We start from the raw sequence: 14,687 nt of genomic DNA, 5'->3' as shown, positions 1-14,687 counted from the left end.
AGGAGGAACAATTGATGAGAGTGAAGATTACACTAGCGTGCACAGAGACAGGAGACCGAAATTATATAACGACAAAAAATAAGCGCAATAATCCTGAGCGCATCGAATTAAAGAAATATAGTCCCCGTCTGAAACGAGTGACATTACACAGAGAAACGAAATGATTATAACACTTCATAAGGAGGAAATAGCATGGCTAAAAAGTCAAAAGTCGTACGAGATAAAAAACAAAGGGAAATGGTAGCCCGTTACGCTGAATTGCGAAAAGAGTTAAAAGAAAAAGGAGACTATCAGGCATTGGCTAAATTGCCAAGGGACTCTTCTCCTTCCCGCTTGAATAACCGCTGTGAATTGACGGGTAGACCGAGAGGATATATGCGGAAATTTGGACTTTCTCGTATCGCATTCCGAGAGTTGGCCCATAAAGGTCAAATACCAGGCGTGAAAAAATCCAGCTGGTAAGCAATATGCTTATTTTTCTGAAACGAAGGGTGAAACATTCAATGAATGACCAGTTAATGGAATTATTATTAAAAAGTGAAGTAAGAAAACTCCCTGAAAATAAGAAAAGACTGTATCAATTTATTATCGACATGGAAGATCGTCTAGTTGAAAAATCAAATACATCAGAAGAGTACCTTCAACTTTTTACAGCGTATTCCCCATATGAAATAGCAAGCCGGCAATGATTGCAAAATTAATGAATGAAATAGAAGAAGAACTGAATGAAAGAATAGAAGAACGCTGTAGAAAAGTGAGATGGTTTGATTATACGAATCATTTGATCGGAGCATCTTCTGAAAAAAGTAAAGAACAACTATTTTTGTTCATGAATTAATGACCACTTGAAAAGAGTACATAGCTAATCATTACGTTAATCATTTTCAATGCAGGAGAAGGCTAAAAATTTTTACGCATTTTTAAAACGTAATGATTACGCTTTGTAATTTGAGAGGAAAAACCAATTTAAACGAGAGGAAGAATAAAATGAAAAAATTACTTTTGGGTTTGTCGAGTATCTTACTGTTAAGCATTTTCTTAGCAGCATGCCAAGGAACGGGAGAAGAGGCAACTAAGGAAGAAGTACATACAGACGAGGAACATGACCATTCTGAAGGGGAAGAAACGAATCAAGAGGCACCAGAAAAAATAACAATTGAAGGCATCGCTGATCATTACCATACTGGGGATACTATTAAATTAACAGCAGTTTTGGAAGAAGAAACGGAGTCCGATCATTGGCACTGGTATAGCAGAGAAAGTAGTGATGGGGAATGGGTAGCGATTTCTGGACAGGAAACGGATACTTTTACGGGCGAAGCAACAAAGGATGGTATAGAGATAAAAGTCGTTTTATATGGTAGTGACGACAAACCGGAGTTTCAATCTGCACCTGTTAAAGTGGTAATTGATGACCATCACGGACACGACGAAGAAAGTAAGCAAATCTATAATGGGGATTTCGAAGACAGTCAAGTAAAAGAGCGTGAATTGTCCGATTGGGAAGGAGATTGGCAATCGGTCTATCCTTATCTTTTATCTGGAGATTTGGATGAAGTGTTTGCACATAAAGCAGAAAGCGGAGATATGACAGAAGAAGAGTACAAGGAATACTACAAAGTAGGATATGAAACGAATGTTAACCGCATCACGATCGAGAATAATGTCGTAACATTTTTTGAAGATGGAAAGGAGTATTCAGGAGAGTACGCATCAGATGGATATGAAATCCTTACCTATGAAAAAGGAAATAGAGGAGTACGATATATTTTTAAATTAGTAGATGGATCAGAGGAAGCTCCTCAATACATTCAATTTAGTGATCATAATATTTTCCCAGTTGATTCAAACCATTACCACTTATATTGGGGAGATGACCGGGAAGCATTATTAGAGGAAGTGACAAATTGGCCAACGTATTATCCTTCTAATTTAGATGCAGAAGATCTCGTGCGTGATATGCTGGCACATTAAAAGATAGTTAAGGAGTGTAATAGAAATCAGAGCGATTAAAATGACACTTTTGGTCATGTAGTTTAGGAGGAAAGAAAGATGAAAAAACAGTGGTTAACAACGATTTTCCTTAGTTTCGTTACGTGTGCCGCTCTTTCCGGATGTACTTCTGCAGAGAACGAAAGCGAGTCCGATAAACAGCTTTCCGTTGTTACATCCTTTTACCCGATGTATGAATTTACTCGACAAGTGGCAGGAGATCGGGCAGATGTATCGTTAATGGTGTCTGCAGGAGAAGATGCACATCATTATGAACCGAGTGCAAAAGACGTAACAACGGTTAATGAAGCAGATGTATTTGTGTATAGCAGTGAAGAGATGGAACATTGGGTAGATAGTTTATTCAATACGATAGAAAACGATAATCTTGTGATTGCACGTACGGCAGATGGTGTTGACTCAACTGAGGGGAGTGAACATGATCATCATGAGGATGGTGAAGAACCGCAGACTACAGGAAGTATAACAATTCAAGGGGTTGCGGCCCATTATCATACAGGGGATGCAATTGAATTAACTGCGGAATTAGAGGAAGAGGTGGAGTTTGATCATTGGCACTGGTACACAAGAAAAAGTGCCGACGAGGAATGGGTAACTGTACCAGAAGTTGGAGGACCTGAATTTAAATACGAAGCGACAGAAGAAAGTTTTGAAGTTCAGGCAGTACTTTTTGATAATGAACACAATATTTATGCGCAATCAGAACCGGTAAAAGTTATGATTGATAATCATGGGAATGACCACGCTCATGGAGACAGTCATGAGGACGAACATCATCATGAACATGGAAATAGTGACAATACTGAACCGATTGAAATCGTTGGTTTGGCTGATCATTATCATACGGGAGATGTCGTTACGCTCGTTGCGGAGCTAAAAGAAGAAGCGGACTTTACGAATTGGCGCTGGTACGTGCGCGGAAGCCAGGATGAGGAATGGGAAGCTGTCTCCGGTCAAGAAACAGATCATTTTGAGTTTAAAACAACGGGAGAAAGTTTCGAAGTACGGGCAGCCCTTTTAGATAATGAAGAAAACATATACGCCCAATCAGAACCTGTCTCCGTTATGATTGATGATCACGAAAATCATGATCCGCATATTTGGTTGGACCCAGTATTGGCACAAGCGCAAGTCAACGTTATTCGGGATGCGTTAATTGAAGCAGATCCGGAAGGGAAGGCTATTTATGAAGAGAATGCCAAAGCTTTTAATGAAGAACTGCAAGCTTTAAATGAAGAGTATGAAAATGCGCTCGAAGGGGCGGAAAATCGTGTTTTTGTCGTACAGCACCAAGCATTTGGATACCTTGCCGAACGTTATCATTTGGAGCAAGTTGCCATTGGGGGCTTATCGACAGAAGTAGAACCAAGTCCTTCTCGTATAGCTGAAATTGATAATCTAGTAAAAGAATATGATGTACCGGTGATCTATTATCAGCAAGGAGCTAGTTCTGCAATTGCAGAAACGGTTGCTGAGGAAACAGGGACAGAGACGGCTGTGTTATATGATTTGGAAGTGCTGTCGGAAGAGCTGCAAGAAAAAGATTTAGGATACTTGGATGCGATGCGTGAAAACTTGGAAGCTTTGCAGTTAAGTATCCAATAATATGAAAGGTCGCTTGATTATGCGTTATATTGAAGTGAAAAATCTTGCCTTTCAGTATGAAGAGGAACCGGTGTTAGAGAATATTTCCTTTGAAGTGAACGCGGGAGAGTTTGTCATGCTGACGGGAGAAAATGGAGCGGCCAAAACAACATTGCTACGAAATATTTTAGGTCTACTCAAGCCGTCGAAAGGCAGCGTCTGGCTCTCGCCAACCAATTACATTGGTGAGAAGCTAGTTGTAGGGTATGTTTCGCAGCAGGTCGCATCCTTTAACGCTGGATTCCCAAGCACGGTACTGGAACTGGTGCAGTCTGGACGTTATCAACGAGGAAAATGGTTTAAAAGATTAGATGGGGAAGACAAAGAACATGTACGACGCTCGCTGGAATCAGTAGGAATGTGGGAGATGCGCCATAAAAAAATAGGAGAACTGTCAGGCGGGCAAAAGCAGCGAATTTCCATTGCCCGTGTGTTCGCGACAGATCCTGATTTGCTCGTATTGGATGAACCGACGACAGGAATGGACGTGCACTCTCAAGAAGAGTTTTACAAATTATTACAGCACAATTGTAAAGAACATCATAAAGGCATTTTGATGGTTACCCACGATCATGACCAAATTCGCCATTATGCTACTAAACATATTGAGCTGGTACGGAAGGAGGGGTCCCCATGGAGATGTTTTTCCATGGATTCATGCAAAGAGCTTTCCAAGCATCCTTCCTAATTTCACTCATTGCACCGATGTTAGGGTTGTTTTTAATTTTGCGTAGACAGTCTTTAATGGCAGATACCCTTTCACATATTTCATTAGCAGGTGTAGCGTTAGGATTGCTCATTGGTGTCAATCCTACTTGGACGAATATTTTAGTCGTCATGGTAATAGCATTTGTGCTTGAATATTTACGTATCGTCTATCGTACATATTCAGAAGTGTCGATTGCGATTATCATGTCTGCAGGACTGGCACTAGCGTTAGTTTTAATGAGTTTGAATGACGGCGGGGCAACGTTAAGTATCAATCAATTTTTGTTCGGTTCTATTGTGACAATTAGTAAGCAACAAGTATGGATATTGTTAGGACTGACGGTTATGATCGGTTTATTATATTTTATTTTTCGCAAGCCGATGTATGTCCTCACCTTTGATGAGGAAACAGCCTTTACCGCAGGATTGCCTATTAAAATGATGTCGATTTTGTTTAATGTGCTAACTGGCGTTACGATTGCAGTCATTATGCCGATAATCGGAGCTTTACTTGTTTCTGCTGTTATCGTCTTGCCTGCTGCCATTTCCCTTCGATTGAGTAAAAGTTTTCATGGTGTCATTTTATTTGGTATAATCATTGCATTAATTGGCACTTCGAGTGGTTTAATCACTTCCTATGAATTAGGAACACCTCCAGGGGCTTCTATTACCCTTATTTTAATTATCATTTTTGCATTCACTATACTGTTGAAGTACATCATGCGACATATAAATTAGAGAAACTATTTAATAGAAGTGATGGATCGTGAGCTTTAAATTGAATACTAGAAATAGTAGAATGAATCGCGACGTTTAAAACAATGTCGCGATTTTTTCTACACTTATAATTCGAAGCAATTTAGTTAAATACTGAAGCAACGAGACACGAAAAACGGGTGAAAAAATGATATAATATAATAGGAAGAAACTCAGATTGATAGAAGGATGGATATGAATATGGACGAGCAATTAGCGGATTGGATTACACGTTTTCAAAGGGACAAAGATATCGACGCTCTTGCAAGTTTAAAAGACTATTGCAAAGATATGATTGAACCTTTAATTATAGAATTTACAGAGAAATATGGTGAAGAGGCAGGAGAATTGTTACGGTTAAAATGGGATAAACGATTTTATTTCATTTTTACGAAATATCAATTGAATGTTGGTTTACCATTAGACACTTTTGTAAAAAATACGTACCGCTTTTATTTCATGCAAGTTTTAAGAAGAGCGGGTTATATGAATTAGTAGAATGTGTTCATTTAAATAAACATCTTCGATTGAATTCAGGTTACAAAACTAGAATTCAATTAGAAGATGTTTTTTTATGGGGAAATAATAAAACAACCAGTCGTAGGGAAATCCTACAACTGGTTGAATGCTTGTCTTATTTATGGGGCGGTCTAATTACCGAACCCAATTTGATCTTAACGATAAACAATATCTTCTGCTAGATGTGTAAATACTTCACCAACAACTGAGTCTTCATCATAAACCGAAGAACCTGTGTTTTCCTCAGGTTTCGCAAATGGTACTCGAGCAATGATGTGGGTATGAAGTTCATCTGCTAGTTTTTCTGCTCCACCTTGACCGAATAGATAGTTCTTTTCACCATCTGCATTTTCAAAGTAAGCCATATTTTCAACAACACCTAAAATCTTATGTTTCGTATGTTGAGCCATTAGACCTGAGCGTGTTGCTACATGAGAAGCTGCGTTGTGCGGTGTAGTGACAATAATTTCTTCTGCTTGTGGAATCATTGCCGCCACATCGATGGCAACATCTCCTGTACCAGGTGGTAAGTCTAGTAGAAGATAATCTAATTCTCCCCAATGGGTGTTGGCAAGGAAATTGCGAATCCATTTGTTCAGCATTGGTCCGCGCCACATAACAGGTTGATTATCCTTTGAGAAAAAGCCCATCGACATGACTTTCACTCCATTGCTCTCAACTGGAATTGCTGTTTGGTCAATCATTGTTGGTTTTTGATCGATTTTCATCATAGCTGGAATACTAAAGCCATAAATATCGGCATCGACAATACCAACTTTTTTTCCAAGACGGGCAAGGGCAGTCGCTAAATTAATTGTAACCGTCGATTTACCGACACCACCTTTACCACTCGTAACAGCAATAAATTTAACGCCAGATTCAGGTTTCAACATTTTAGGCATCCCTTGATCTGTTACGTTTTGAGCTTTTAGGGTAGCTGTTAGTGTGCGACGTTCCTCATCTGTCATAGAACCGAATTGAAGGGAGACGCTTGTAGCTCCAATATTTTTTAAAGCTTGTTCAATATCTTGTTGAATCTTAGCTTTTAACGGACAACCTTTAATTGTTAAGATGACGTCTAGAGAAACATGAGTGCCGTCAATTTTTAGATTACGTACCATATTTAACTCAACAACGCTTTTATGAAGTTCCGGGTCTTCTACGTGTTTTAGTGCATTTAAAATGTTTTCCTTTGTCAACATTTCAAAAACCTCCTTTCTATTTTAAGCCTTTACCTAGCCCTTTTAAGAAGTGAATGCCAAAGTTCATGGCACGGTTCACATCAGGATCGTTTAACATTTTAGCAAGCTTGAAGACACTGACTTTTTCGTCAGTGTCTACCGCTTTATTTGCTTCATCTAAGCCAGTAGTTAAACTCTCGATTAATTTTGTTGTTTTTTCTGGGTCCATGGCCGATAAAGCACCGGCAGCCCCCATTAAGTTGTTAATAATATTCGTAACAGGTTCACGAGTTACTTGACCTAATACGATATGAGCAACTTCTTCTTTTGCCTCAAGTAGTTTTGTTACGGCTTCAAGGGCGCCAATCGCATTTAATTCTCCCATGATGGAGAAAATTTCATTTACAGCTTCTTCATTTTCAGAAAGAAGCTTTTTTAAATTCTCTAACTTTTGTTCTTTAATTTGTTCTTCGGTTAATTCTTGCTTTTTAATCGTACTAATTGGTGCAGCCATTCTTTCACTCCTCCATTAATTTGTTGTTAAGTGAACGTAGCCAGGACGATTCCATTTCCGTTGTACTTCAACACCATTTTGTGGGTGACGTTTTTTATTTCTTGGATTTGTTCTAGGAAGTGGTGATTTTCCTTTTGCTTTCAATACTTCCACTCGTACTTTTGTTTGTTTGTATGCCGGTGTTGATGTATTCACATCCGCACCTCCACCAGTTAAGAAGTTGATCGCTGAATCTTTGCTAGTAGAGTTCATTGGTAAGAATAGTTCGTTACCTTGTACACGGTCTGTTACAAGGGCATTTAATTTTAATGCACCATATGGAGACACTAAACGTAATAACGTTCCATCTTCAATACCACGCTCTTTCGCCAATTCAGGTGATACTTCTACGAAAATCTCAGGTACTTTTGATTGAATACCTTTCGATTTATTTGTCATGTTTCCTTCGTGGAAGTGTTCTAACATACGCCCGTTGTTAATATGACAATCGTATTCTGGTTCATATTCAACAGGTTTCATCCAATCATCTAAAGCAAAACGAGCTTTTTTGTCAGGGAAGTTGAAGCCATCTTCATATAGTAAAGGTGTATCTTTACCATCGTGGCTACCCCAGTTGAAGCTGCCCCATCCTTCTAATACATCGTAGTTTGCTTGAGAGAAAATTGGAGAAAGGCTAGCCATTTCGTCGAAGATTTCACTTGGGTGGCTGTAGTTCCAATCTGCTCCTAAACGATTCGCAACTAATTGTAAAATTTCCCAATCTGCTTTTGATTCACCTAGTGTTGGTAAAGCTTGATATAAGCGTTGAACACGACGTTCTGTATTTGTAAATGTACCTTCTTTTTCAAGAGATGGTGCTGCTGGTAAAACTACATCTGCATATTGTGCAGTGCGTGATAAGAACACATCTTGAACAACAAAGAAGTCTAATGATGAAAGAACTTTATCTACATGGTTCGCATCAGCGTCCACTAGTGCCATATCTTCACCAACTAAGTACATAGCTTTCATTTTACCTTCCATAATCGCATCTAACATTTGTGGATTGTTACGACCTGGTTTCGGTTGAATTTTCACGCCATATGCTTTTTCAAACTTAGCACGTGCTTCATCATCTGTTACTTTTTGATAACCTGGTAATAGGTTTGGTAAAGTACCCATGTCACAAGCACCTTGAACGTTATTATGACCGCGAAGAGGGTAAGCTCCTGCACCTGGACGACGATAGTTACCAGTAGCTAATAGAAGGTTTGAAATTGCAGCTGATGTATAAGAACCACCTGTATTTTGAGTAACACCCATACCCCAAAGAACACATGTACCGTCAGCATCACGAATCATTTCCGCAACATTAATTAATGTTTCTTTCGAAATGCCTGTTACTTCTTCTGCATACTCAAGTGTGTATTTTTCAAGTACAAATTTGAAAGCACCAAAGTCATGGACATTTTCTTTAATGAATGCTTCATCATGCCAACCTTGGTCGATGATGTATTTTGTTACGGCCATTAACCAAACTTGGTCCGTACCTTGTTTAGGACGCATGAAGATGTCAGAGCGTTCAGCCATTTCGTGTTTACGAACATCGGCAACGATTAATTTTTGACCATGTAATTTATGAGCACGTTTTACGCGAGTCGCTAATACTGGGTGACCTTCTGTAGGGTTTGCCCCAACGATAATAACAAGTCCAGCTTTCGCAATATCTTTAATTGTTCCTGCATCCCCACCAAAACCAACTGTACGTAATAAACCGTCTGTAGCTGGTGATTGGCAATAACGTGAACAGTTATCTACGTCGTTTGTTCCAAACAATTGACGTGCCATTTTTTGAATTAAGTAGTTTTCTTCGTTCGTAATTTTTGAAGAAGAAATGAAACCAACAGAACCAGGACCAAATTCTTTTTGAATACCGCCTAGTTTCGAAGCAATTAAATCTAATGCTTCATCCCATGTTGCTTCAACAAATTCTTCGTTTTTACGAATTAATGGTTTTGTAATACGTTCTTCAGAGTTAACGAAGTCCCAACCGAATTTCCCTTTAATACAAGTAGAAACGGCATTTACAGGACCATCAGAAGGTTGTACTTTTAAAATTTTGCGATCTTTTGTCCAAACTTCGAAGGAACAACCTACACCACAGAAAGTACAAACTGTTTTTGTTTTTTTCGTACGTTTGCTACGCATCGCAGCTTCCACTTCAGAAACAGCGAAGATACCGCTATATCCTGGTTCAACTTCTTTAATTAAATCGATCATTGGATCTAATGTATCTTGTTTAATACCAGTCATAAAACCAGCTTCACCAAGCATAGATTTTTCCATTAAAGCGTTACATGGACAAACTGTTACACATTGACCGCAACTTACACAAGAGGAATCGTTAATGCTAACGCCGTCATCCCAAATAACGCGTGGTCTTTCTGCTTCCCAGTCGATAGATAATGTTTCGTTTACCTGTAAGTTTTGGCAAACTTCTACACATTGTCCACAAGCGATACATTGGTTTGGATCATAACGGTAAAATGGGTGGGACATGTCCACTTCATGTGGTTCCACTTTTGGTTTGTAAGGATATTTTTGATGTTCAATTTCCATCATTTCTGCTGTGTTATGTAGTGTACAGTTCCCGTTGTTATTATCACAAACAGTACAGTATAACATGTGATTTTCTAATAGGCGGTCCATTGCTTCTGTTTGAGCAGCTTTCGCTTTATCAGATTTAAGTTGGACATTCATGCCGTCTATTGCTTTTGTTGAACATGAACGAACGAGTTGGCCATCTACTTCTACGATACAAGTATCACAAGTTTGGATAGGGTCAACTGATGGCACATAACAAATTTGTGGATGCTCAATGCCATATTGATTAATGGTTTCAAGAATTGTAGCTCCTTCTGCTACTTCATAGGGTACGCCATTAATGTTAATTTTAGTCAACGTAAACTCCTCCTTTTGCTATTTGACAAAATTATATGTCACAAGGTTAATGCTTATGGTAAAGCCGAAAAGAGTCTAGTGAGTTAGTTGTGGGTGATAATAAATTGTAAAAATGGTTAAATTAAGCTCTTTTTCAGATTTATCGTGTCCTTATAAAGGGATAAGGGCAACCATTAACGAAGTGATCATATATTGTTGACATGTTTAAAAAATAAAAAAATCCACCATGAAACGGCATGAACTTTTCATGCTGTCTAATCACGGTGGATAAAATTCTTAGCAAGCCGTGCTAAAAACTCAATCTACTTTTATTTTTTTAGATTTCATAATAGAATTCAATCATTATGATTCCTATGCAAATAGTGCAACCGGAATTTGGTAAAACTATGACATAAGCATCAAAATAATTCAATTCCATTTGTAACCACCTTATTATAACGGTTACATTTCAAATGGACAATATTTATCATGCAATTTGTTAATAGTAATAATTATCAAAAAATATTTTCACTTTAAATTTTTTTAAAGTTGCTATATTATTAACAAACTGTAAGGGTGGTCTCCGATAAAAAAATTTAATTAAGTGAGGAGAATCGTCAACATGTCAAAAAAAGTGCATGAATTTAACGACATTATTCGTAAACTGCGCAAAGATTTATTCGGTAAAGGACCGGAGCGTATTCATACTGTTTTTGTAGAAAATATGGCCGTTTCAACGTTGTATGGTAATCTGACACCAACAGAAAGATTCATTGCCAGTAAACCAGAAGGATTAAAAATGGTTCATGCTTCAAGGACAACTATGATTCAAGAGTTGTATTCGAAAAAAACTCCAGAAGGTATGGAAGAATTGATGGGTACAAAGCTGCTCCATTTATTTTCAGATATTAAAGTCGAAGAAGATTTGGCAATTTCAGTATTTATTTTTGAGGATAAAATTAGTGAATAAAGAGGAACCCTTATGGAAAATATAGTAAATCGAGAAATTATACGGATTGAAAATAATAAAATGTTAGAAGTAGAGGATAGCGTTGTGACAGAACACGCTGTCACAGTGAAGATTAATCAGCAAGAATTTGTTACGATGGTTTGTACACCGGAATATGTAGAAGATATGGTAGTAGGCTATTTAGCATCAGAGCGAATCATTACGAGTTTTGATGATATTGAAGATATTTGGTATCAAGAAAAAGAAGGATTTGTGCATATTAAAACAAAACGTATAAATCCTTTCTATCAACAAATTCAAAACAAACGTTACATTACTTCTTGTTGTGGTATGAGCCGACAAGGGTTCGTCTTTGCAAATGATGCGTTAGCTTCCAAAAAGATGGAAGATGTTCATGTTCGTATTACACCAGATGATTGTTTTCGTTTAATGAAAGAGATGCAACAATCGGCAGCCACATTCCAAAAAACTGGCGGTGTGCATAATGCTTCGCTATGTGATGTAAATGGGGTTGTGTTAAGTCGGATGGATATTGGACGTCACAATGCTTTAGATAAAATTTACGGATATTGCTTACAAAATAACATTAGTATGCAAGATAAAATTATCGTATTCAGCGGAAGGATTTCGTCGGAAATTTTACTAAAAGTATCTAAAATTGGGTGTGAAATTGTATTATCTAAATCGGCGCCTACCGAATTAGCATTGCAATTGGCAGAGCAACTAGGAATTACGACGGTTGGTTTTATTCGTCAAAATACACTTAATATTTATACACACAAAGAGCGTATTATATTACCTGAACCAACCCACTAATATGAAAGAAGGAGATTAAAAATTACTAATCTACAAGATCAATTTCAAAGACCGCTTAGAGATTTAAGGATATCAGTAACAGACCGTTGTAATTTTCGTTGTCAATATTGCATGCCTGCCGAAATATTTGGCCCAGATTTTGCTTTTTTACCTTCCGAAAAAATATTGAGTTTTGAAGAAATCGAACGATTAGTAAAGATTTTTGTCTCATTAGGTGTGAAAAAAATACGGATTACAGGTGGTGAACCTTTACTACGTCGAGATTTACCGACATTAATTGAACGTATTCATCGTATTGACGGAGTAGAGGATATTGCTTTAACAACAAATGGCACTTTATTGAAAAAATATGCTAATGATTTGGCAAAAGCAGGATTATCGAGAGTTTCTGTTAGTCTTGATTCGCTAAATGAAGAACGCTTTTTCGAAATGAATGGTCACCGTGGAAAAGTGAAAACCGTATTAGAAGGTATTGAAAAAGCTGCAGAAGCAGGTTTGCAAGTGAAAATTAATATGGTTGTTCAAAAAGGGAAAAATGAACAAGATATTGTGACAATGGCCCAATTTTTTAAAGATAAACAACATATTCTTCGTTTTATCGAATATATGGATGTAGGTAACTCAAATGGTTGGAAAATGGATGACGTTGTGTCGAAGAAGGAAATTCTTGAACAAGTGCAACAAATTTCCCCATTGAAACCTGTTGAGCCGAATTATAAAGGGGAAGTGGCTACCCGTTTTCAGTATGAAGACGATCAAGGCGAAATCGGTGTTATCTCATCTGTAACCGATTCTTTCTGTTCATCATGTTCACGTGCTCGTATTTCAGCAGAAGGAAAATTATATACTTGTCTATTTGCAACAGATGGAACGGATTTACGTGAGTTGTTAAGGAATGGGGAAGACGATGCAGCCATCATCCAATGTATTTCAAATGTATGGGAAAATCGAACTGACCGCTATTCCGATGAACGAAATGAACAGACGATGGAAAAAAGGAAAAAATCAAAAATCGAAATGTCGCACATCGGTGGTTAAAAACAAAAAAAATCGGCAATAAAATGCCGGATTTTTTTTGTTTATTGACGGGTAAAGGTACCGCTTTTTCCACCCGTTTTTTGTACAAGATAAGTTTCTTTAATAACCATACTTTTATCAACTGCTTTACACATATCATAAAAAGTTAGTGCTGCAATGGATACTGCCGTTAAGGCTTCCATTTCCACGCCTGTTTTACCGTTACATTTTACGGTTGCTTGAATGTGTAATTCGTATCCAACATCGGCTTTGCTATATTCAAATTGGAAATCTGTTCCTTGTAGCATAATTGGATGACACATCGGAATAATATCGGCTGTTTTTTTGGCACCCATAATCCCAGCAATTTGGGCTACTTGTGTAGGATCACCTTTTTTTATATCGCCTTGTTGGATCGCTTGATAGATTTCATCGGATAGTGTAATTGTACTGCGTGCGATAGCCGTACGTTCGGTAATTTCTTTTTCGGAAATGTCGACCATTTTAGGGCGACCTTCTTCGTTCCAGTGAGTAAATTTATTCATCGTAAGACTCCTTTTTAACTGTTTGTGCCCAATCTGTTTGTGTATTGATATTAATAAATGTTGGGCTATTTTCATCAAATCCAACATAACAAACTCTTACTTGATCTAACAAGGCTTTCATACTTCGCTTGTTTTGTTGGATTAGTAGATTTACTTTTGGTAAAGCGGTGCGCCGATAAAGGGAAGCAAGTGGTTGTATTCTAGAAGTTTTAGGAACAATCGCATCATATCGATCATCGATATATGTAAGCATAGTTTGGACAAAATCTGCATTCATATAAGGCATATCACTAGCTACAATAAAAAACCATTCAACATCTGGGAGATTTGTCATAATGTTTTGCAATGCCAACAAAGGTCCTTGGTGAGGTTGTTTTTCAATGATCATTTGGATATTTTCTTCTGCAAAGTTCCTTTGCAAGCTAGCATTCGTCGCAATTATTAAAGGTACTAGTCCGTTTTGCTGCAAGGCATTAAGACTATTCTTATACAAAGGCTGACCAGCAAACAATTCAAACATTTTTGGTTGGCCATACCTTGAAGATTGACCGCCAGCTAAAACAACTCCAGCAATTTTCATCGGCGATTCAACTCACCGACAAAATGTTGAACAGTTGGCAATATTAGTTTTGTCATAGCTAGTGTCACTGCATTGACGGAACCTGGCAACAAATAGATGGCAGTACTTCCGCGACTACCAGCTGTGGCACGGCTAAACATCGCTTTTGGGCCTATATCTTCATAGCTTAAAGAGCGAAATAATTCTCCAAATCCGACCATTTCCTTTTCGAAAAGGGGGACAATGGTATCGTAAGTTTGATCTCTCGGTGTAAATCCTGTGCCGCCAGTGACAATAATTGTATTGATAGTTTGATTCTCGCACCATTCTAATACATACTTAGAAATCTCAGATGGTTCATCCTTTGATATTTGGTAGTCGATTACTTCAAAAGAAGCTTCTTGAAGAAGCGATTGAATGCGTTGACCGCCGAGATCATCCACCTTTGTGCGCGTATCACTTACTGTTAATATGGCAGCTCTTATAGGATGTTGAGCGTGTGTAGGATGCAAGGCAAAGGACCTCC

The 14,687-nt window shown here is 38.0% G+C and carries 18 protein-coding genes; 12 read left to right on the top strand and 6 right to left on the bottom strand.

Going from position 1 to position 14,687, the window contains the following annotated elements; translation table 11 throughout:
• The first annotated feature begins 14 nt into the window (after positions 1 to 14).
• The 9 genes from rpmG to MHH69_RS13880 all read left to right on the top strand — a co-directional run bounded on the left by rpmG (position 15) and on the right by MHH69_RS13880 (position 5,616).
• The gene (gene rpmG / locus MHH69_RS13920) at positions 15 to 164 is read left to right on the top strand and encodes a 50S ribosomal protein L33 (RefSeq protein WP_191708311.1); all 150 of its coding nucleotides are present in this window, start codon (positions 15 to 17) and stop codon (positions 162 to 164) included.
• Positions 165 to 192: 28 nt separating this feature from the next.
• Positions 193 to 462: a 30S ribosomal protein S14 gene (gene rpsN, locus MHH69_RS13915; RefSeq protein WP_122972972.1), complete on the top strand. Its 270-nt coding sequence runs from the start codon at positions 193 to 195 to the stop codon at positions 460 to 462.
• A 41-nt stretch (positions 463 to 503) separates the two neighbouring features.
• The gene (locus MHH69_RS13910; protein WP_341362550.1) at positions 504 to 689 is read left to right on the top strand and encodes a hypothetical protein; all 186 of its coding nucleotides are present in this window, start codon (positions 504 to 506) and stop codon (positions 687 to 689) included.
• Positions 686 to 838 (top strand): hypothetical protein, encoded by a 153-nt coding sequence (locus MHH69_RS13905; protein WP_341362549.1) that lies wholly within the window; start codon positions 686 to 688, stop codon positions 836 to 838. The genes MHH69_RS13910 and MHH69_RS13905 overlap by 4 nt, the downstream gene beginning before the upstream one ends.
• A gap of 149 nt (positions 839 to 987) precedes the next feature.
• Positions 988 to 1,974, top strand: coding sequence for a ZinT family metal-binding protein (locus MHH69_RS13900; protein WP_341362548.1), 987 nt, complete (start codon positions 988 to 990; stop codon positions 1,972 to 1,974).
• Positions 1,975 to 2,052: 78 nt separating this feature from the next.
• The gene (locus tag MHH69_RS13895) at positions 2,053 to 3,618 is read left to right on the top strand and encodes a metal ABC transporter solute-binding protein, Zn/Mn family (protein ID WP_341362547.1); all 1,566 of its coding nucleotides are present in this window, start codon (positions 2,053 to 2,055) and stop codon (positions 3,616 to 3,618) included.
• Positions 3,619 to 3,637: 19 nt separating this feature from the next.
• Positions 3,638 to 4,345, top strand: a complete 708-nt coding sequence (locus tag MHH69_RS13890) for a metal ABC transporter ATP-binding protein (protein WP_341362546.1) — start codon at positions 3,638 to 3,640, stop codon at positions 4,343 to 4,345.
• Positions 4,291 to 5,103: a metal ABC transporter permease gene (locus MHH69_RS13885; protein ID WP_341362545.1), complete on the top strand. Its 813-nt coding sequence runs from the start codon at positions 4,291 to 4,293 to the stop codon at positions 5,101 to 5,103. The genes MHH69_RS13890 and MHH69_RS13885 overlap by 55 nt, the downstream gene beginning before the upstream one ends.
• Before the next feature lie 219 nt (positions 5,104 to 5,322).
• Positions 5,323 to 5,616 carry a hypothetical protein gene (locus tag MHH69_RS13880; RefSeq protein WP_122972994.1) on the top strand — a complete coding sequence of 98 codons (294 nt, stop codon included), beginning with the start codon at positions 5,323 to 5,325 and terminating at the stop codon, positions 5,614 to 5,616.
• Positions 5,617 to 5,795: 179 nt separating this feature from the next.
• On the opposite strand, the gene MHH69_RS13875 is transcribed toward MHH69_RS13880, so the two are convergent.
• The 3 genes from MHH69_RS13875 to fdhF are packed head-to-tail and all read right to left on the bottom strand — an operon-like array spanning position 5,796 to position 10,275.
• Complete coding sequence (locus MHH69_RS13875) at positions 5,796 to 6,842, bottom strand: P-loop NTPase (RefSeq protein ID WP_122972978.1); 1,047 nt, start codon at positions 6,840 to 6,842, stop codon at positions 5,796 to 5,798.
• Positions 6,843 to 6,858: 16 nt separating this feature from the next.
• Positions 6,859 to 7,335 (bottom strand): DUF1641 domain-containing protein, encoded by a 477-nt coding sequence (locus MHH69_RS13870; protein ID WP_122972979.1) that lies wholly within the window; start codon positions 7,333 to 7,335, stop codon positions 6,859 to 6,861.
• A 15-nt stretch (positions 7,336 to 7,350) separates the two neighbouring features.
• Positions 7,351 to 10,275, bottom strand: coding sequence for a formate dehydrogenase subunit alpha (fdhF, locus tag MHH69_RS13865; protein WP_122972980.1), 2,925 nt, complete (start codon positions 10,273 to 10,275; stop codon positions 7,351 to 7,353).
• A gap of 601 nt (positions 10,276 to 10,876) precedes the next feature.
• Here fdhF and MHH69_RS13860 point away from each other — a divergent pair.
• From MHH69_RS13860 to moaA, 3 genes are read left to right on the top strand one after another with little or no spacing between them, the layout of a single operon-like run.
• Positions 10,877 to 11,224, top strand: a complete 348-nt coding sequence (locus MHH69_RS13860) for a DUF2294 domain-containing protein (protein WP_122972981.1) — start codon at positions 10,877 to 10,879, stop codon at positions 11,222 to 11,224.
• Positions 11,225 to 11,236: 12 nt separating this feature from the next.
• Positions 11,237 to 12,040 (top strand): formate dehydrogenase accessory sulfurtransferase FdhD, encoded by an 804-nt coding sequence (gene fdhD / locus MHH69_RS13855; RefSeq protein ID WP_122972982.1) that lies wholly within the window; start codon positions 11,237 to 11,239, stop codon positions 12,038 to 12,040.
• A 21-nt stretch (positions 12,041 to 12,061) separates the two neighbouring features.
• The gene (moaA, locus tag MHH69_RS13850) at positions 12,062 to 13,078 is read left to right on the top strand and encodes a GTP 3',8-cyclase MoaA (RefSeq protein WP_341362978.1); all 1,017 of its coding nucleotides are present in this window, start codon (positions 12,062 to 12,064) and stop codon (positions 13,076 to 13,078) included.
• Positions 13,079 to 13,119: 41 nt separating this feature from the next.
• On the opposite strand, the gene moaC is transcribed toward moaA, so the two are convergent.
• The 3 genes from moaC to MHH69_RS13835 are packed head-to-tail and all read right to left on the bottom strand — an operon-like array spanning position 13,120 to position 14,673.
• Positions 13,120 to 13,602 (bottom strand): cyclic pyranopterin monophosphate synthase MoaC, encoded by a 483-nt coding sequence (gene moaC, locus MHH69_RS13845; RefSeq protein WP_341362544.1) that lies wholly within the window; start codon positions 13,600 to 13,602, stop codon positions 13,120 to 13,122.
• Positions 13,595 to 14,182, bottom strand: coding sequence for a molybdenum cofactor guanylyltransferase (gene mobA / locus MHH69_RS13840; RefSeq protein ID WP_122972985.1), 588 nt, complete (start codon positions 14,180 to 14,182; stop codon positions 13,595 to 13,597). The genes moaC and mobA overlap by 8 nt, the downstream gene beginning before the upstream one ends.
• Positions 14,179 to 14,673, bottom strand: coding sequence for a MogA/MoaB family molybdenum cofactor biosynthesis protein (locus MHH69_RS13835; protein ID WP_341362543.1), 495 nt, complete (start codon positions 14,671 to 14,673; stop codon positions 14,179 to 14,181). Before MHH69_RS13835 ends, mobA begins: the two co-directional genes overlap by 4 nt.
• Between the last annotated feature and the right edge of the window lie 14 nt (positions 14,674 to 14,687).

The organism is Ureibacillus sp. FSL E2-3493 (assembly GCF_038077515.1).
Classification (GTDB): domain Bacteria; phylum Bacillota; class Bacilli; order Bacillales_A; family Planococcaceae; genus Ureibacillus; species Ureibacillus halotolerans.
Note: the sequence above shows the minus strand (reverse complement) of the source record. Positions and strands in the feature narration are given on the sequence as shown.

Coding starts and splice junctions, on each gene's coding strand:
- rpmG (WP_191708311.1), top strand. CDS start 15: ATGAGAGTGAAGATTACACTAGCGTGCACAGAGACAGGAGACCGAAAT.
- rpsN (WP_122972972.1), top strand. CDS start 193: ATGGCTAAAAAGTCAAAAGTCGTACGAGATAAAAAACAAAGGGAAATG.
- MHH69_RS13910 (WP_341362550.1), top strand. CDS start 504: ATGAATGACCAGTTAATGGAATTATTATTAAAAAGTGAAGTAAGAAAA.
- MHH69_RS13905 (WP_341362549.1), top strand. CDS start 686: ATGATTGCAAAATTAATGAATGAAATAGAAGAAGAACTGAATGAAAGA.
- MHH69_RS13900 (WP_341362548.1), top strand. CDS start 988: ATGAAAAAATTACTTTTGGGTTTGTCGAGTATCTTACTGTTAAGCATT.
- MHH69_RS13895 (WP_341362547.1), top strand. CDS start 2,053: ATGAAAAAACAGTGGTTAACAACGATTTTCCTTAGTTTCGTTACGTGT.
- MHH69_RS13890 (WP_341362546.1), top strand. CDS start 3,638: ATGCGTTATATTGAAGTGAAAAATCTTGCCTTTCAGTATGAAGAGGAA.
- MHH69_RS13885 (WP_341362545.1), top strand. CDS start 4,291: ATGGAGATGTTTTTCCATGGATTCATGCAAAGAGCTTTCCAAGCATCC.
- MHH69_RS13880 (WP_122972994.1), top strand. CDS start 5,323: ATGGACGAGCAATTAGCGGATTGGATTACACGTTTTCAAAGGGACAAA.
- MHH69_RS13875 (WP_122972978.1), bottom strand. CDS start 6,842: ATGTTGACAAAGGAAAACATTTTAAATGCACTAAAACACGTAGAAGAC.
- MHH69_RS13870 (WP_122972979.1), bottom strand. CDS start 7,335: ATGGCTGCACCAATTAGTACGATTAAAAAGCAAGAATTAACCGAAGAA.
- MHH69_RS13860 (WP_122972981.1), top strand. CDS start 10,877: ATGTCAAAAAAAGTGCATGAATTTAACGACATTATTCGTAAACTGCGC.
- fdhD (WP_122972982.1), top strand. CDS start 11,237: ATGGAAAATATAGTAAATCGAGAAATTATACGGATTGAAAATAATAAA.
- moaC (WP_341362544.1), bottom strand. CDS start 13,602: ATGAATAAATTTACTCACTGGAACGAAGAAGGTCGCCCTAAAATGGTC.
- mobA (WP_122972985.1), bottom strand. CDS start 14,182: ATGAAAATTGCTGGAGTTGTTTTAGCTGGCGGTCAATCTTCAAGGTAT.